At 68.1% G+C, this 15,274-nt stretch carries 16 protein-coding genes; 10 read left to right on the forward strand and 6 right to left on the reverse strand.

Annotation, left to right across the window (positions count from 1 at the left end; translation table 11 throughout):
• Positions 1-32: 32 nt before the first annotated feature.
• On the forward strand, positions 33-1,181 hold the full coding sequence (locus tag G6N47_RS13955) for a thiolase family protein (protein WP_083132999.1): 1,149 nt from the start codon (positions 33-35) through the stop codon (positions 1,179-1,181).
• A complete protein-coding gene (locus tag G6N47_RS13960) occupies positions 1,178-1,966 on the forward strand; it encodes a crotonase/enoyl-CoA hydratase family protein (protein ID WP_083132998.1) in 789 nt (262 codons plus the stop codon). Before G6N47_RS13955 ends, G6N47_RS13960 begins: the two co-directional genes overlap by 4 nt.
• Here the strand turns inward: G6N47_RS13960 and G6N47_RS13965 are convergent, their stop codons facing one another.
• From G6N47_RS13965 to G6N47_RS13975, 3 genes are read right to left on the reverse strand one after another with little or no spacing between them, the layout of a single operon-like run.
• The gene (locus G6N47_RS13965; protein ID WP_083132997.1) at positions 1,967-2,977 is read right to left on the reverse strand and encodes an NAD(P)/FAD-dependent oxidoreductase; all 1,011 of its coding nucleotides are present in this window, start codon (positions 2,975-2,977) and stop codon (positions 1,967-1,969) included.
• On the reverse strand, positions 2,970-3,470 hold the full coding sequence (locus G6N47_RS13970) for an isoprenylcysteine carboxyl methyltransferase family protein (protein ID WP_083132996.1): 501 nt from the start codon (positions 3,468-3,470) through the stop codon (positions 2,970-2,972). Before G6N47_RS13970 ends, G6N47_RS13965 begins: the two co-directional genes overlap by 8 nt.
• A 2-nt stretch (positions 3,471-3,472) precedes the next feature.
• Entirely contained in the window at positions 3,473-4,549 is a 1,077-nt protein-coding gene (locus tag G6N47_RS13975) for a type III polyketide synthase (RefSeq protein WP_083132995.1), read from the reverse strand.
• A gap of 188 nt (positions 4,550-4,737) precedes the next feature.
• On the opposite strand from G6N47_RS13975, the gene G6N47_RS13980 reads away from it, so the two are divergent.
• Both G6N47_RS13980 and G6N47_RS13985 read left to right on the forward strand, forming a co-directional pair.
• Positions 4,738-5,877: an NAD(P)H-binding protein gene (locus tag G6N47_RS13980; RefSeq protein WP_083132994.1), complete on the forward strand. Its 1,140-nt coding sequence runs from the start codon at positions 4,738-4,740 to the stop codon at positions 5,875-5,877.
• On the forward strand, positions 5,874-6,596 hold the full coding sequence (locus G6N47_RS13985) for a CPBP family intramembrane glutamic endopeptidase (protein ID WP_083132993.1): 723 nt from the start codon (positions 5,874-5,876) through the stop codon (positions 6,594-6,596). Before G6N47_RS13980 ends, G6N47_RS13985 begins: the two co-directional genes overlap by 4 nt.
• Here the strand turns inward: G6N47_RS13985 and G6N47_RS13990 are convergent.
• Positions 6,593-7,396 (reverse strand): enoyl-CoA hydratase, encoded by an 804-nt coding sequence (locus G6N47_RS13990; RefSeq protein ID WP_083133112.1) that lies wholly within the window; start codon positions 7,394-7,396, stop codon positions 6,593-6,595. The two genes, G6N47_RS13985 and G6N47_RS13990, sit on opposite strands and share 4 nt — an antisense overlap.
• 87 nt (positions 7,397-7,483) lie before the next feature.
• Between G6N47_RS13990 and G6N47_RS13995 the strand changes: the two genes are divergently transcribed.
• The 3 genes from G6N47_RS13995 to G6N47_RS14005 are packed head-to-tail and all read left to right on the forward strand — an operon-like array spanning position 7,484 to position 10,366.
• Positions 7,484-8,557 carry a CaiB/BaiF CoA transferase family protein gene (locus tag G6N47_RS13995; RefSeq protein WP_083132992.1) on the forward strand — a complete coding sequence of 358 codons (1,074 nt, stop codon included), beginning with the start codon at positions 7,484-7,486 and terminating at the stop codon, positions 8,555-8,557.
• Between the two features lie 58 nt (positions 8,558-8,615).
• Entirely contained in the window at positions 8,616-9,368 is a 753-nt protein-coding gene (locus tag G6N47_RS14000) for a 3-hydroxyacyl-CoA dehydrogenase (protein ID WP_083132991.1), read from the forward strand.
• Positions 9,365-10,366, forward strand: coding sequence for an NAD(P)H-dependent flavin oxidoreductase (locus G6N47_RS14005; protein ID WP_083132990.1), 1,002 nt, complete (start codon positions 9,365-9,367; stop codon positions 10,364-10,366). The genes G6N47_RS14000 and G6N47_RS14005 overlap by 4 nt, the downstream gene beginning before the upstream one ends.
• A gap of 80 nt (positions 10,367-10,446) precedes the next feature.
• Here G6N47_RS14005 and G6N47_RS30070 read toward each other — a convergent pair whose 3' ends face one another.
• Positions 10,447-10,578, reverse strand: a complete 132-nt coding sequence (locus G6N47_RS30070; RefSeq protein WP_116373965.1) for a hypothetical protein — start codon at positions 10,576-10,578, stop codon at positions 10,447-10,449.
• Between the two features lie 306 nt (positions 10,579-10,884).
• On the opposite strand from G6N47_RS30070, the gene G6N47_RS14010 reads away from it, so the two are divergent.
• The 3 genes from G6N47_RS14010 to G6N47_RS14020 are packed head-to-tail and all read left to right on the forward strand — an operon-like array spanning position 10,885 to position 14,532.
• Positions 10,885-13,206 (forward strand): MMPL family transporter, encoded by a 2,322-nt coding sequence (locus G6N47_RS14010; RefSeq protein ID WP_083132989.1) that lies wholly within the window; start codon positions 10,885-10,887, stop codon positions 13,204-13,206.
• The gene (locus G6N47_RS14015) at positions 13,199-13,900 is read left to right on the forward strand and encodes a TetR/AcrR family transcriptional regulator (protein WP_083132988.1); all 702 of its coding nucleotides are present in this window, start codon (positions 13,199-13,201) and stop codon (positions 13,898-13,900) included. Before G6N47_RS14010 ends, G6N47_RS14015 begins: the two co-directional genes overlap by 8 nt.
• Positions 13,897-14,532, forward strand: coding sequence for a class I SAM-dependent methyltransferase (locus G6N47_RS14020; RefSeq protein WP_083132987.1), 636 nt, complete (start codon positions 13,897-13,899; stop codon positions 14,530-14,532). The genes G6N47_RS14015 and G6N47_RS14020 overlap by 4 nt, the downstream gene beginning before the upstream one ends.
• On the opposite strand, the gene G6N47_RS14025 is transcribed toward G6N47_RS14020, so the two are convergent.
• Positions 14,533-15,246, reverse strand: a complete 714-nt coding sequence (locus tag G6N47_RS14025; protein WP_083132986.1) for an NAD-dependent deacylase — start codon at positions 15,244-15,246, stop codon at positions 14,533-14,535. It abuts the gene before it with no gap.
• Between the last annotated feature and the right edge of the window lie 28 nt (positions 15,247-15,274).

The raw sequence follows: 15,274 nt of genomic DNA on the forward strand, positions 1-15,274 counted from the left end.
CGAGGCACAACTCATGTTCAAAGGAGAGCGTCATGGCTGAAGCCGTCATCGTCGAGGCAGTTCGTTCACCGATCGGGAAGCGCAACGGTGGCCTGTCCGGCGTACACCCGGCCGACCTGTCCGCGCAGGTGCTCAACGGGCTCGCGCAAAAGGCCGGCATCGACCCGGAGATCGTCGACGACGTGATCTGGGGCTGCGTCATGCAGGCCGGCGAGCAGGCCCTCGACATCGCCCGCACCGCGCTGCTGACGGCCGGTTGGCCGGAGACCGTGCCCGGCGTCACCGTCGACCGTCAGTGCGGCTCCAGCCAGCAGTCGATCCACTTCGCCGCCGCCGGCGTGATCGCCGGGCACTACGACGTCGTCGTCGCCGGCGGGGTGGAGTCGATGTCACGCACGCCGATGGGCTCTTCGCTGGCCAACGGCGGGCGGCCCTTCTCCCAAGCGTTCCTCGACCGCTACGACGGCGCGATCCCCAACCAGGGCATCGGCGCCGAGATGATCGCCGAGCAGTGGGGATTCGACCGCACCACCCTTGACGAGTTCTCGCTCGGCTCCCACGAAAAGGCCGCGGCCGCACAGGATTCCGGTGCATTCGACGACCAGATCGTGCCGATCAAAGACCAGGACGGCAATCCGGTGCTCAAGGATGAGGGCATCCGTCGTGGTACGCCGATGGAGAAGATGGCCCAGCTCAAGCCTGCGTTCAAAGAAGACGGCGTGATTCACGCCGGCAACTCCAGCCAGATCTCCGACGGCGCGGCGGCGCTGCTGTTCATGTCGGCGGACAAGGCGAAGTCGTTGGGGCTCAAGCCGATTGCCAAGGTGCACACCGCGACACTGGCCGGTGCCAACCCGGTCATCATGCTGACCGCGCCGATCCCCGCGACTCAGAAGGCGCTCAAGAAATCCGGTCTCAAGCTGGAGGACATCGGGGTGTTCGAGGTCAACGAGGCGTTCGCGCCGGTACCGCTGGCCTGGCTGAAGGACATCGGCGCCGACGAGAAGAAGCTCAACCCCAACGGCGGGGCCATCGCATTGGGCCACCCGCTCGGCGGCTCGGGCGCGCGCATCATGACCACGATGCTCTACCACATGCGCGACCAGGGAATTCGCTACGGTCTGCAGACCATGTGCGAGGGCGGCGGCCAGGCCAACGCCACCATTGTGGAGCTGTTGTGAGCCAACCCGCGGTGCTCACCGAGCGCCGCGGCAATGTCCTGGTGATCACGATCAACCGCCCGGAAGCCCGCAACTGCGTCAACGGCGCCGTCAGTACCGGTGTCGGCGACGCGCTCGAGCAAGCCCAGCACGATCCCGAGGTGCGGGCGGTGGTCATCACCGGTGCCGGTGACAAATCCTTTTGCGCCGGAGCCGATCTCAAGGCGATCGCGCGTCGCGAGAACCTGTATCACCCCGACCACGGGGAGTGGGGCTTTGCCGGCTACGTGCACCACTTCATCGACAAGCCCACCATCGCCGCGGTCAACGGCACAGCGTTGGGCGGCGGCACCGAGCTGGCATTGGCCAGCGACCTGGTGGTGGCGGAGGAGCGCGCGTCGTTCGGGCTGCCGGAGGTGAAGGTTGGGCTGATCGCCGGCGCCGGCGGGGTGTTCCGGATCGTGCAGCAGTTGCCGCGCAAGGTGGGACTCGAGATGCTGTTCACCGGTGAGCCGATCAGTGCGGCGGATGCGCTGAAGTGGGGGCTGATCAACCAGGTCGTCCCGAACGGGACGGTGCTGGACGCCGCGCTGGCGCTGGCCGCCCGGGTCACGGTGAACGCGCCGCTGTCGATCCAGGCCAGCAAGCGGATCGCTTACGGCGCCGACGACGGGGTCATCCCCGATGAGGAACCCGGCTGGGCGCGCACCACAAGGGAATTCGCGACGCTGCTGAAATCCGAGGACGCCAAAGAAGGCCCGTTGGCGTTTGCGGAGAAGCGCCAACCGGTGTGGAAGGCACGCTGATTACCCAGCCAGCTGGTTCACCGCACGGCTGAACACTGCCGGAAGCGCCTGGGCCGCAGGCACAATCGCACGGCGTGCCGGGCGGGTGACGGTACCCAGCACCAGCGCGCGGGTCAGCAGCCGGTAGTCGCGGGTGATGCGCCGCCACTCGCGCTCATAGGACAACGGGGACTCGTCGACTATCGCGGTCACCGCTGCGGCGGCCTGCTTGACCGCCAGGCTGATGCCCTCGCCGGTCAGCGCGTCCTCGTATCCGGCTGCGTCGCCGACCAAGAGCACCCGCCCGGCGACACGGCGCGAGACCACCTGTCGCAGTGGGCCGCAGCCGCGAGCGCGTCCGCGGCTGGCATCCTGCAAGCAGTGCGCCAGCCGCGGGAACCAGGCAAGTTCGGGTGGGCGGGTGGACAGGATCGCCACGCCCACCAGATCCGGCTCGACCGGCGTCACGTACGCCTCGCCGAACGAAGACCAGTGCACCTCGACGAAATCCGACCAGGCCGGCACCGAAAAGTGCCAGCGCACCCCGTAGCGTCGCGGCCGACCGGCGACGGCCGTGATCCCGACGGCGCGGCGCACCGCGGAGTGGAGTCCGTCGGCGGCCACCAACCACTTCGCCCGCACGCCGGCCGCGGTCACGCCGGCGGCATCTTGTTCAACCCGAGTGACCCGAGTCGAGATCCATTCGGTGTCTTGCTCTTTGGCGCGCGCCGCCAACGCGGCATGCAGTGTCGTGCGCCGCACACCGCGGCCCGGGCCGCGGCGAAAGTGCGCCTCGGCTCGGCGGCGCCCACTCACGTACGCGATGCCGCGAAACGGCAGGCCGGCGGGGTCGACATCCAGCGAGGTCAGCTCGGCGAGACCACCGGGCATCAGGCCCTCGCCGCAGGCCTTGTCGATCGGATGTTCTCGCGGCTCGGCGACGATCACCGAAAGCCCAAGACGTCGAGCATGTAACGCGGCGGCCAGTCCACCCGGTCCGCCACCGGCGATCAGCAGGTCGGCGTCATACATAGCCCAGCGCTTCGTTCTCGACCCGGATCCGCACCCTCAGCAGCAGCGCGTTGGCCACGGTGAATCCGAGGGCGGTCAGCCATGCCGTGTGCACCAACGGCAGTGCCACACCTTCGGATACCACCGCCACATAGTTCGGGTGATGCAGCCACCGGTACGGACCCCGTCGCACCAAGGGCTCCTGCGGCAGCACGATCACCAGGGTGTTCCACCGGCGGCCCAGCGTGGTCACACACCACCAGCGCAGCGCCTGGCTCAGCGCCACCACGACCAGCATCGGCCAGCCGAGCCAGCCGAAGAACGGCCGGTGCAACGTCCACACCTCGACCACGCAGCCAATCAGCAGCGCGGCGTGCACGGCGACCATCACCGGATAGTGGCCGCGGCCAAACTCCTTGCCGCCGTGGGCGAGAGCCCATCGTGCGTTGCGCTTGGAGACGATCAGCTCAATCAGCCGTTCGATGCCAATCGCCAGGATCAGCAGGTAGTACACGCCTACCAGCCGAGCAGCACGAGTTCCGAGCAGAATGCCGGACCCATCGCGATCATCAACCCGAACGAGCCCGGCGGCGGCGGATCGGCCATGTTGGCCCGCAGCACGTCGAGAACCGACACCGACGACAGATTGCCGTTGTCGCGCAACGAGTTTCGGGTGTGATCAAGAGCATCGACAGGCAGGTCCAAGACGTTTTCGATCGAGTCGATGACCTTAGGCCCGCCGGGGTGACAGACCCACGTAGAGATGTCGTCGGTGGTCAGCCCGTGGTCGGCGAGGAAATTGCGGACGTCGTCGCCCAGGAATTTTTCGGCCACTGTGGTGACCTCGACCGACAAGACGATCTTGAAGCCCTCGCTGCCGATCCGCCAGCCCATGACGTCTTCGGTGTCCGGGTAGATGCGGCTTCGGGTGGCCAGCACCCTGGGCCCAGTGGGCGGTCGGTTGGCGCCCTTGGCGATCACGGCACCCGCGGCGTCGCCGAAGAGGCTGGAGGCAACCAGATTGGCCACCGAATGGTCGTCGCGCTGGATGGTCAGCGAGCACAGCTCGACCGCCAGCAGCGCCGCCACGTGATCGGGATAGGCGCGCAGGTAGTCGTACATGCGCGCGACGCCAGCGGCGCCGGCCACGCAACCCAGCCCGAACAACGGGAGACGTTTGACGTCGGGCCGCAGGCCGATCCGGGTGGCCAGTCGGGCTTCCAGTGTGGGCACCGCGAGACCGGTCACCGTCGTCGAGAAGATGATGTCGACCTCGGAGGGTTTGACCTTGGCGGCGTCGAAAGCCGATAGCAGCGCGCGTTCGCCGAGGTCCAGGGCGACGTCGACGAAGGCGTCGTTGGCCTCCGTGAACCCGCTCAGCTCGCCGTAGCGGTGCAGCGGCAGCGCGTGGTGTCGGTGCTTGACTCCACTGCTTGCGGTGAATCGTTGAAATTCTTCGCCACCGAAGCCGGTCACCGCCGAGGAGATGTCGTCTTGGCTGTTGTAGTGCGGCGGGAATTCGATGGTCGCCGCCGCGAGGGATGGGCTGGTTGCCGTGCGCAATCGCACGCCAGGGGGGGTCACCGGGCGCATCCTGTCATCGTATCCATGTAGGAAGGCACGCTCTTGGACCTTGGTTGGTTCAAATCGCACTGAGCTGAACGGCACGGCCGCACCCTTACGATTGCGGCCATGTCGTCGCCGCTCGTCGACCTGCGCAGCGCTTCGGCCAGCTAACAGATTCGCCCCCACGCGCCCGTCGCGCTCGATAGGTTGGGGGTGTGCGGATTCTTGTGACCGGCGCAACAGGCTACGTCGGATCCCGCCTGGTCACGGCATTACTTGCGGAGGGCCACGAGGTAGTCGTCGCCACCCGCAACCCGGAGAGGCTGGGCCGCTTGGGCTGGTGCGACGAGGTCTCGGCCGTCGTGCTCGACGCCACCGACCCGGCGTCTGCGCGCGCAGCGCTGACCGTCGCCGCGCCGCTCGACGTCGTCTACTACCTGGTGCACACCATCGGCCAGCCCGGCTTCCGCGGGGTGGACGAGGCAGCGGCGGCCAACCTCGCCGCGGCGGCCAAGAGCGCCGGGGTACACCGGATCGTCTACCTGGGCGGCTTCGTGCCGGACGACGACGCGCTGTCCGAGCACCTGACCAGCCGGGCCGAAGTGGCCGCCGCGCTGGCCGTCGACGGCGGCCCCGAGGTGGTGTGGCTGGGTGCGGCCATGATCCTGGGCGCCGGCTCGACGTCGTTCGAGATGCTGCGCTACGTCGGCGACCGGTTCCCGCTGATGCCGATACCGCCGTGGATGGACAACCCGGTGGACCCGATATCGATTCGCGACGTGCTGCACTATCTGCTGGCTGCCGCCGATTCCGGGCTGGTACCGCCGGGCGCGTACGACATCGCCGGCCCGGACACCACCTCATACAGCGGGCTGCTGAAAACCTATGCGCGCATTTCCGGTCAGTGGCATACCGGCCTGCCAGTGCGCGGAGTGGACACCTCGGTGGCGTCGCGGGTGACCGCGCTCGCGCTGCCGGTGCCCGACGGGCTGGCCGCCGATCTGGTGGAGTCGCTGGACCATCCGATGTGTGCCTCGGGCCCCGGCCTGCGTGATCTGGTGCCCGACCCGCCCGGCGGACTGATCGGCGTCGAGGAAGCGATCAGGCGGTCGCTGTCGAGCCGCCAACCCAAACCCGTCAACGAGCTGGCCGACCCGCATCACCTCGCCGACAGCGACCCGGTATGGGCCGGCGGCGACACGCTGCGCATCCGGCGGCTCGCCCAAGCCGTCACCCCGTCGATTGCACGGCCCGGTCTCGGGCTGGTCGACAGCGTCCCAGGCCCCATTGCCGGTGCACTGCGCACCGGACTCGACATGCTGATCACTCTGACCCCGAAGGTGCGTTCTGCATGACCGACCTCAGTACCCGTCCCCGGACCAGCGCGCTGGAGGAGATCCGCCGCGCGATCACGAATGTCGCTGTGCCACACCATGAACCACCGTCGGTGGTGCGACGGCGGCGTGTCGTCGTCGCCGTCGTGCTGGTACTCGGCGCGGTGCTGTTGGGCCTGTCGATGCGGCGCCATCCGGGCGAGGCGAGCTTCTACTGGCTCACGCTGGCGCTGAGTGCGGTGTGGCTGATCGGGGCGCTGACATCCGGGCCGCTGCATCTGGGCGGCATCTGCTGGCGTGGCCGCAATCAGCGTCCCGTCATCACCGGCAGCACCACGGGTCTGGTGCTGGGCGGGGTGTTCGTGCTCGGCGGGTTCATTGCCAAGCAGATCCCGCCGGTTGCCGAATTGATCACGCGCGTCATGCAATTCGCGGACCAGGGCTCGTGGCGGCTGACGCTGGCCATCGCGTTGCTCGGCGCGATCGCCGAGGAGTTGTTCTACCGCGGCGCGCTCTACACCGCGCTGGGGCGCCACCATCCGGTGCTCATCTCGACGACCATCTATGTGGTCGCCACGTTGGCCAGCCAAAACCTGATGCTCGGATTCGCCGCGATCATCCTCGGGACGGTGTGCGCGTTGGAGCGCCGCGCGACGGGCGGTGTCCTGGCGCCGATATTGACCCACTTCGTGTGGAGTCTGGTGGTGCTGCTGGCGCTGCCGCCGATGTTCGGGTTCTAGCGGTCGGTGAAGTTCGGCGTGCGCCGCTGCTGGAAAGCCGTTGCGCCCTCGAGGAAGTCGTGTGCGCGCAACAGCTTGGCCTGACCCTGCAACTCGCGGTGCAGCGCTGGCTCCAACTCGGTGAGGGTGGCGGCGTTGATGGCTTCCTTGGTTTTGGCGAACGCCACCGCGGGCCCGGCCAACAGCCCCGAGATCACCTTGTCCACTTCTGCTTCGAAGGTGTCGGCGGGGTAGACCGCGCTGATCAGCCCGGCGGCCAGCGCGTCGGCGGCGGGCAGGCGTTCGGCCAGCAGCGCCATCCGCATCGCGCGGGTGCGGCCGACCGCGGCGGCGACCAACGCCGACGCGCCGCCGTCGGGCATCAGCCCGATCTTGGTGAAGGCAAGCATGAAAAACGCTGCGTCCGAAGCCAATACGAGGTCGCAGGCCAACGCCAGCGACACCCCGACACCTGCGGCGGGGCCCTGGACGACGGCGACGACCGGGTGGGGGAGCGCCGTGATCGCCTGCACCGCACGATTGGCCTGCACGATGATCTCGGTTCCCGGGCCGCCACTGCCGGAGACGTCGTCGGCGCTCATCCCCGCGCCGGAGGAAAAGCCGCGCCCGGCCCCGCCGAGTCGCACCACCTTGACCCCCGGATCGGTTGCCGCGTACTCCATCGCCTCGGCGATGCCGGCCAACACCGGCGTCGTCAGCGAGTTGAGGCTGTCGGGGCGGTCGATGGTCACCGACAACACTTCGTCGGCGAGCGTGACGGACACGCCCGCGACGGGCGTCAGGGTGGCTGAATCCAACATGCGGATCACCATAAGTGACCGCGATGCGCGCGCTGCGGGCGCGGCTGCGAAGATGCGAACGGATGTTGTCGACAAGGAGGTCGGGAGATGGCGGGACCGCTCACAGGGCTACGGGTAATCGAGTTGGCCGGTATCGGGCCGGGCCCGCACGCCGCGATGATCCTCGGCGACCTCGGCGCCGACGTCGTCCGCGTCGACCGGCCAGGCGCCGGCGGCACCGACCCCATGCTGCGCAACCGCCGCTTCGTCACCGCCGACCTGAAGTCCGACGAGGGGCGCGACCTGGTGCTGGGGCTCGTCGCCAAGGCCGACGTGCTGATCGAGGGGTTCCGACCGGGCGTCACCGAGCGGCTGGGCCTGGGCCCTGACGACTGCGCGCGGGTCAACGACCGGCTGATCTACGCCCGGATGACCGGCTGGGGCCAGACCGGACCGCGCAGCAAGCAGGCAGGTCATGACATCAACTACATCTCGCTCAACGGCGTGCTGCATTCGATTGGACGCAAGGGCGAGCGGCCGGTCCCGCCGCTGAACCTGGTCGGCGACTTCGGCGGCGGGTCGATGTTCCTGCTGGTAGGCATCCTGTCCGCGCTGTGGGAGCGGCAGAGCTCCGGCAAGGGCCAGGTCATCGACGCGGCGATGATCGACGGCTCGTCGGTGCTAATCCAGATGATGTGGGGGATGCGCGCGCTGGGCATGTGGTCCGACGAGCGCGGCACCAACATGCTCGACACCGGCGCCCCGTACTACGACACCTACGAATGCGCCGACGGCCGCTACGTCGCCGTCGGCGCCATCGAGCCGCAGTTCTATGCCGAACTGCTCAAGGGCCTCGGCCTGGACGGCGCCGACCTGCCCGGCCAGAACGACCGCACCCGCTGGCCCGAGCTGCGGGCCCGGCTGACCGAGGTGTTCGCGTCGAAAGACCGCGACCACTGGGCCAAGGTGTTCGCCGATACCGACGCCTGCGTGACGCCGGTGCTGGCGTTCGGCGAGGTGGAAACCGAGCCGCACGTCACCGAGCGCAACACCTTCTACCAGGCCGACGGCGGGCTGCAGCCGCGGCCGGCGCCGCGGTTTTCTCGCAGCGTTCCCGACGATCCGCGACCGCCGCGGCGGCCGGGAGCCGACACCGAAGCGGTCCTGAGCGACTGGGTATAGTTCCCAACCAACCAGTAGGTCGGCCCACCGCGTCGGCCGGAGGAAAGGAAAGACCTGAGTGGAGATCAAAGACGCCGTAGCACTCGTCACCGGCGGTGCGTCGGGCCTGGGCCTGGCCACCACCAAGCGGCTGCTCGACGCGGGCGCCCAGGTGGTTGTGCTCGACCTCAAGGGTGAGGAAGTCGTGCGCGAGCTCGGCGACCGCGCGCGCTTCGCGCCCGCCGACGTCACCGACGAAGCCGCCGTCACGACCGCCCTCGACATCGCCGAGTCGCAGGGCCCGCTGCGCATCGTGGTCAACTGCGCCGGCACCGGCAACGCGATCCGGGTGCTGAGCAAGGACGGCGTCTTCCCGCTGGATGCGTTCCGCAAGATCGTCGACATCAACCTGATCGGAACCTTCAACGTGCTGCGGCTGGGCGCCGAGCGGATCGCCAAGACCGAGCCGGTCGGTGAGGAGCGCGGCGTCATCATCAACACCGCCTCGGTGGCGGCGTTCGACGGCCAGATCGGTCAGGCGGCCTACTCGGCGTCCAAGGGCGGCGTGGTCGGCATGACCCTGCCGATCGCCCGTGACCTGGCGAGCAAGCTCATCCGGGTGGTCACGATTGCGCCGGGCCTGTTCGACACCCCGCTGCTGGCCGGATTGCCCGAGCCCGCCAAGGAGTCGCTGGGCAAGCAGGTGCCGCACCCCAGCCGGCTGGGCAAGCCCGACGAGTACGGCGCGCTGGCCGTGCACATTGTCGAGAACCCGATGCTCAACGGCGAGGTGATCCGGCTGGACGGCGCGATCCGGATGGCGCCGCGCTGATGCTGACGACGAAGTTCACCGAGGCGTTCGGCGTTGAGCACCCCATTGTGCAGGGCGGCATGCAGTGGGTCGGCCGCGCCGAACTTGTCGCGGCCGTGGCGAACTCGGGCGCACTGGGTTTCCTGACAGCGTTGACGCAGCCCACCCCGCAAGACCTGGCCACCGAGATCGCCAAGACCCGCGAGCTCACCGACAAGCCGTTCGGGGTGAACCTGACCACTCTGCCGACGATCAACCCGCCGCCGTACGACGAGTACCGTCAGGTGATCGTCGACGCCGGCATCAAGATCGTCGAAACCGCTGGCTCCAACCCGGCGCCGCACCTGCCGATGTTCCACGACAACGGCATCAAGGTGCTGCACAAGTGCACCTCTGTCCGGCACGCGGTCAAGGCGCAAAGCCTCGGTGTGGACGGCATCAGCATCGACGGCTTCGAATGCGCCGGACATCCGGGCGAGGACGACATCCCCGGCCTTGTGCTGATCCCGGCGGCCGCCGCCAAGATCGACATCCCGATGATCGCGTCCGGCGGTTTCGCCGACGCCCGCGGGCTGGTCGCCGCGCTGGCGCTGGGCGCCGACGGCATCAACATGGGGTCGCGGTTCATGTGCACGGTCGAGTCGTGCATCCACCAGAACGTCAAGGAAGCCATCGTGGCCGGCGACGAGCGCGACACCGAGCTGATCTTCCGCCCGCTGCGCAACACCGCGCGGGTGGCCAGCAACGTGGTGTCGCGTGAGGTCGTCGAAATCCTGAACCGCGGCGGCCAATTCGCCGACGTCCAGGAGTTGGTGGCCGGCGTGCGGGGCCGCAAGGTGTTCGACGACGGCGACCTCGACGCCGGGATCTGGTCGGTGGGCACGGCGATGGGCCTCATCAACGACATCCCGACGGTCGGGGAGTTGGTGGCGCGGATCGTCGCCGAGGCCGAAGACCTGATCACCGGCCGGCTGGCCGACATGGTCGCCGAAGACGAGGAAGAAAAGATCCCCGCCTAACCTCAGCGGGGATCAAAGCAATAGGAACATCGAGCGGGGTCAAACTCAAAAGCGCGGACGCGGTAACAGCCGCGTCCGGATCAGCTCGCTGTGGGCAGCGGATGCCATTCGTCGAGCTGCTCCGAGGTCTCGCCTTCCACCAACACGTCGCCGTGGTAGAGAGCCTCGAAATCAACCTTGATGACGTCGGCACTTGAGTCGTCGATCCACATGTTCATGAGCGTATGGGTCACCATTAAGGAATCGTTGAGTTACGGTTCGGAAAATCGTGGCAATTCTTACCGCCGGGTAGGGTCGCATCTGCTGGTCCGGGGAGTAGACATTTTGTCCGGAAATCCGGAATGACGCTTATTTGTCAGGTGTGCAAGCTCTAAGCTCGGCGCCACGTCCTGATCGTGTCGGCGTTGCGGTGAACCATCCCGGGCGCCCCATCGTCTTAACCACCGGGCGACCAGGTCGTACCCACAACTTATCGCCGATAAGTTACCGCAGCTATTTTCCGGTGAGGGGACGCGCGCATGCTGCAGCGAACCGCTCGACTGGCCCTCGCCGCGCCGGGAAAGATCCTCGCGGTGGCAGCGCTCGTGCTGGTGGCGGCCGGGGTCTTCGGCGTCCCCGTCGCTAATAGCCTTGCCGCGGGAGGATTTCAGGATCCGGCGTCGGAGTCGTCGCGGGCGATTCAGCTGCTGACCGATAAGTTCGGTCAGAGCGACCAGACGATGTTGGTGGTGGTCACGACGCCGGCCGGTGCCGCCAGCGAACGTGCCCGCCGGGCCGGCACCGACATCGTTGAGCAGCTCAAGCAGTCGCCGTTGGTGTTCAACGTGACCTCACCGTGGACGTCGCCGCCGGCGGCCGCCGAGGGGCTGGTCAGCACCGACGGCAAGTCCGGCCTGATCGTGGCCAACCTCAAGGGCGGCGAAAACAACGCCCAGAAGTACGCCAAGACGCTGTCGGAGCAAGTCGTCCACGACCGCGACGGCGTCAGCGTGCGCGCCGGCGGAGTGGCCATGGTGTACGCCCAGATCAACGAGCAAAACGAGCGCGATCTACTGCTGATGGAGTCGATCGCTATTCCGCTGAGTTTCTTGGTGCTCGTCTGGGTGTTCGGTGGGCTACTTGCGGCGGCGCTGCCGATGGCGCTGGGCGCGCTTGCCATCGTCGGCTCCATGTCGGTACTGCGCCTGATCACGTTCAGCACCGACGTGTCGATCTTCGCGCTCAACCTGAGTACCGCGATGGGCCTGGCGCTGGCCATCGACTACACGTTGCTGATCATCAGCCGCTCCCGCGACGAGCTGGCCGATGGGACCCCGCGCGACGCGGCGCTGATCCGGACCATGGCCACCGCGGGACGCACGGTGCTGTTCTCGGCGACCACCGTCGCGTTGTCGATGGCGGTGATGGTGTTGTTCCCCGGCTACTTTTTGAAGTCGTTCGCCTACGCCGGCGTGGCCACCGTCGCGCTGGTGGCGGCCGCGGCGATCGTCGTGACCCCGGCGGCCATCGTGCTGCTGGGGCCGCGGCTCGATTCGCTGGACGTGCGCCGGCTGGTGCGTGGTGTGCTGCGTCGGCCGGCCCCTGCGCGCAAACCGGTGGATCAGCTCTTCTGGTACCGCAGCACCAAATACGTGATGCGCCGGGCCGTGCCGATCGGTCTGGCCGTCGTCGCGCTGCTGCTGCTGTTCGGCGTCCCATTCCTCGGGGTGAAGTTCGGCTCGCCCGACGACCGCGTGCTCCCGCGCTCGGCGTCGGCGCACGAGGTCGGTGACCAGTTACGCACCGACTTCGCCGACGACTCGGCGACCGCGGTGCCCGTCGTCGTACCCGACGCGCATGGCTTGTCTCCCGCCGAACTCGACCGCTATGCCGCCGACCTGTCGCGGGTGCCCGACGTGTCGGCGGTGACCGCGCCGACCGGGACCTTCGTGTCCGGGAAACTGACCGGTCCGCCCGCCGCGCCCACGGGGATCGCCGACGGCAGCGCGTTTTTGACGGTCGCCAGCACCGCGCCGTTGTTCTCGCAGGCTTCCGCCACCCAGCTCGACCGGTTACACCAAGTGCCCGGCCCCGCTGGGCGATCCGTCGAAATGGCCGGGCTCGCGCAGATCAACCGCGACAGCGTGGCCGCGATCATGACACGGCTTCCGCTGGTGCTCGGGCTGATCGCGGCGATCACCTTCGTCCTGTTGTTCTTGCTGACCGGCAGCGTGGTGTTGCCGCTGAAAGCGTTGGTGCTCAACGTGTTATCGCTGACGGCGGCGTTCGGTGCACTGGTCTGGATCTTCCAGGACGGCCACCTCGGCGCGCTGGGCACAACGTCAAGCGGCACGTTGGAGGCCAACATGCCGGTGCTGCTGTTCTGCATCGCGTTCGGGTTGTCGATGGACTACGAGGTGTTCCTGGTCTCCCGGATTCGCGAATACTGGCTGGCTTCACCGCGTACCCGGGCCGCCAACGACAACAGCGTCGCGCTGGGCCTGGCTCGCACCGGCCGGGTGATCACCGCCGCGGCGCTGGTGATGTCGATATCGTTTGCGGCGCTGATCGCCGCGCAGGTGTCGTTCATGCGGATGTTCGGCATCGGGCTCACACTCGCCGTGCTGGTGGATGCCACCCTGGTGCGGATGATGCTGGTGCCGGCGTTCATGCATGTGCTGGGACGCATGAGCTGGTGGGCGCCAAAACCGTTGGGGTGGCTGCATGAGCGGTTCGGGATCAGCGAGGCCGCTACCGCGACGTTGCCATCTGGCGCGGGGCGGCACCGCCGAAGCGCTCTGCCACTGGCCGGGCCGGCCGTACGTCATACCGATCACGCGTCGGTGACCGAAAATGGTTAGCGTGGCCGATGTTCGACGCCGCCGGGCGCGCCGTGGTTCGGGCGATCGGCTTCGCGAGGAAATCCTGGACGCGACGACTGAGCTGCTACTGGAAACCGGGCAAGCCAAGGCGGTGTCGATCCGCGCGGTGGCCCAGCGCGTCGGCGTGACGTCGCCGTCGATCTATTTGCATTTCGAGGACAAGGACGCGCTGCTGGATGCGGTGTGCGCGCGGTACTTCGCCAAGCTGGATCTGGAGATGCAGCAGGTGGCGGTGGGGCAGCCGTCCACCGCCGACGTGCTGCGGGCGCAGGGGCTGGCCTATGTCCGATTCGCCCTCCAGACGCCGGGGTTGTACCGGATCGCCACCATGGGCGAGTGGCGGTCGGGAAGCGACGTCGACGTCGCGCTGCGCAGTTCGGCTTTCGAACACATCTGCGGCACGGTGCAGACCTTGATGGACGAGGGCATCTACCCGCCCGGCGATCCGACCGCGGTTGCCCTGCAACTGTGGAGCGCCGCGCACGGCGTGGTGGCACTGCTGATCGCCAAGCCGCATCTGCCGTTCGGTGATGTGGAGGCGTTTGCCGACCGGGTGATGCGCGCGGTGTCGTGCGGGCATATCGTGGCGGGACTGGTCGGAGCAGACGCCACGCCGCAGCAGACGCTGGAGTGGCTGATGCCGGAGAGACGTTCGGAGGGCTCAGGTAGATGACATCAGCGACGACGGTCGACAACCCGTTCTTCGCCCGGATCTGGCCCACCATCGCCGCGCACGAAACCGAGCAGATCCGCGCGTTGCGGCGAGAGAACCTGGCGGGATTGTCGGGCCGGGTCCTGGAGGTCGGTGCCGGCGTGGGGACCAATTTCGCGTTCTACCCCGAATCCGTCGAACAGGTGGTGGCCGTCGAGCCTGAACCTCGACTGGCCGAGCGAGCCCGCGCCGCAGCGGCCGAGGCGCCCGTGCCGGTCCAGGTCACCGACGCGACGGTGGAGGACTTCGCCGCGGACGAGCCGTTCGATGCCGTGGTGTGCTCGCTGGTGCTGTGCTCAGTGGGCGACCCCGATTCGGTTCTGCGGCAACTACATTCGCGGCTTCGCCCCGGCGGGCAGCTGCGGTATCTCGAGCATGTGGCCAGCGATGGGTGGCGCGGCGGCCTGCAGCGGCTGGCCGACGCGACGTTCTGGCCGCGGCTGCTGGGGAACTGTCACACCCACCGCGACACCGAGCGGGCGATCGTCGGCGCCGGGTTCGAGGTGGACGACGCTCGCCGGGAGGCGACGTTTCCGGCGTGGGTGCCGCTGCCGGTAGCGGAGTTCGCGCTGGGCCGCGCGCGACGGCCTTAACTAGTCGAGCAGGGCCGACAGACGCTGCAGCAGCGTCGGCAATGCCTTGCTGGCGGATTCCCGCACGGTGAGCGTGGCGCTGGGCGACAGCGGCGTCGGCTCCGGATTGACCTCGATGACGACCGCGCCGCGGGCCAGCGCCACGTCCGGCAAGCCGGCGGCCGGGTAGACGATGCCGGAGGTGCCCACCACGACCAGCACATCGGCGGCTGCGGTCGCCTCGACTGCCCGCTGCCACGGTTCGTCAGGCAGCGGCTCACCGAACCACACGATGTCGGGCCGGATCAGCCCGCCACAGGAGCAGGTCGGCGGCTCGACTTCCAGGGCCGGCTCGGGCATCTCGGGAAGTACCCCGGTGTAGGGCTGTCCACAAGCGGCGCAACGGAATTCGAACAGACTGCCATGCAGGTGGTGGACTGGCTTACTGCCGGCGCGTTCGTGCAGATCATCGACGTTTTGGGTGACGACGGTGACCTCGGCGTGGTCCTGCCAGGCAGCGACGGCGCGATGTCCGGCGTTGGGTTCGACGCGGCTCACCAGGTAATGCCGCCACAAATACCATCCCCAGACCCGCTCGGGATTTTGTAGCCAGCCCTGCGTGCTGGACAGCTCATAGGGGTCGAACTTGGCCCACAGCCCGTTCTTGTCGTCGCGAAACGTCGGCACGCCGCTCTCGGCGGAGATTCCCGCCCCGCTGAGCACCGTTACTCGCACCCCCCCAACATAGCGGCGATCGCAAGCT

The sequence above is a fragment of the Mycobacterium branderi genome, from assembly GCF_010728725.1.
Classification (GTDB): Bacteria; Actinomycetota; Actinomycetes; order Mycobacteriales; family Mycobacteriaceae; genus Mycobacterium; species Mycobacterium branderi.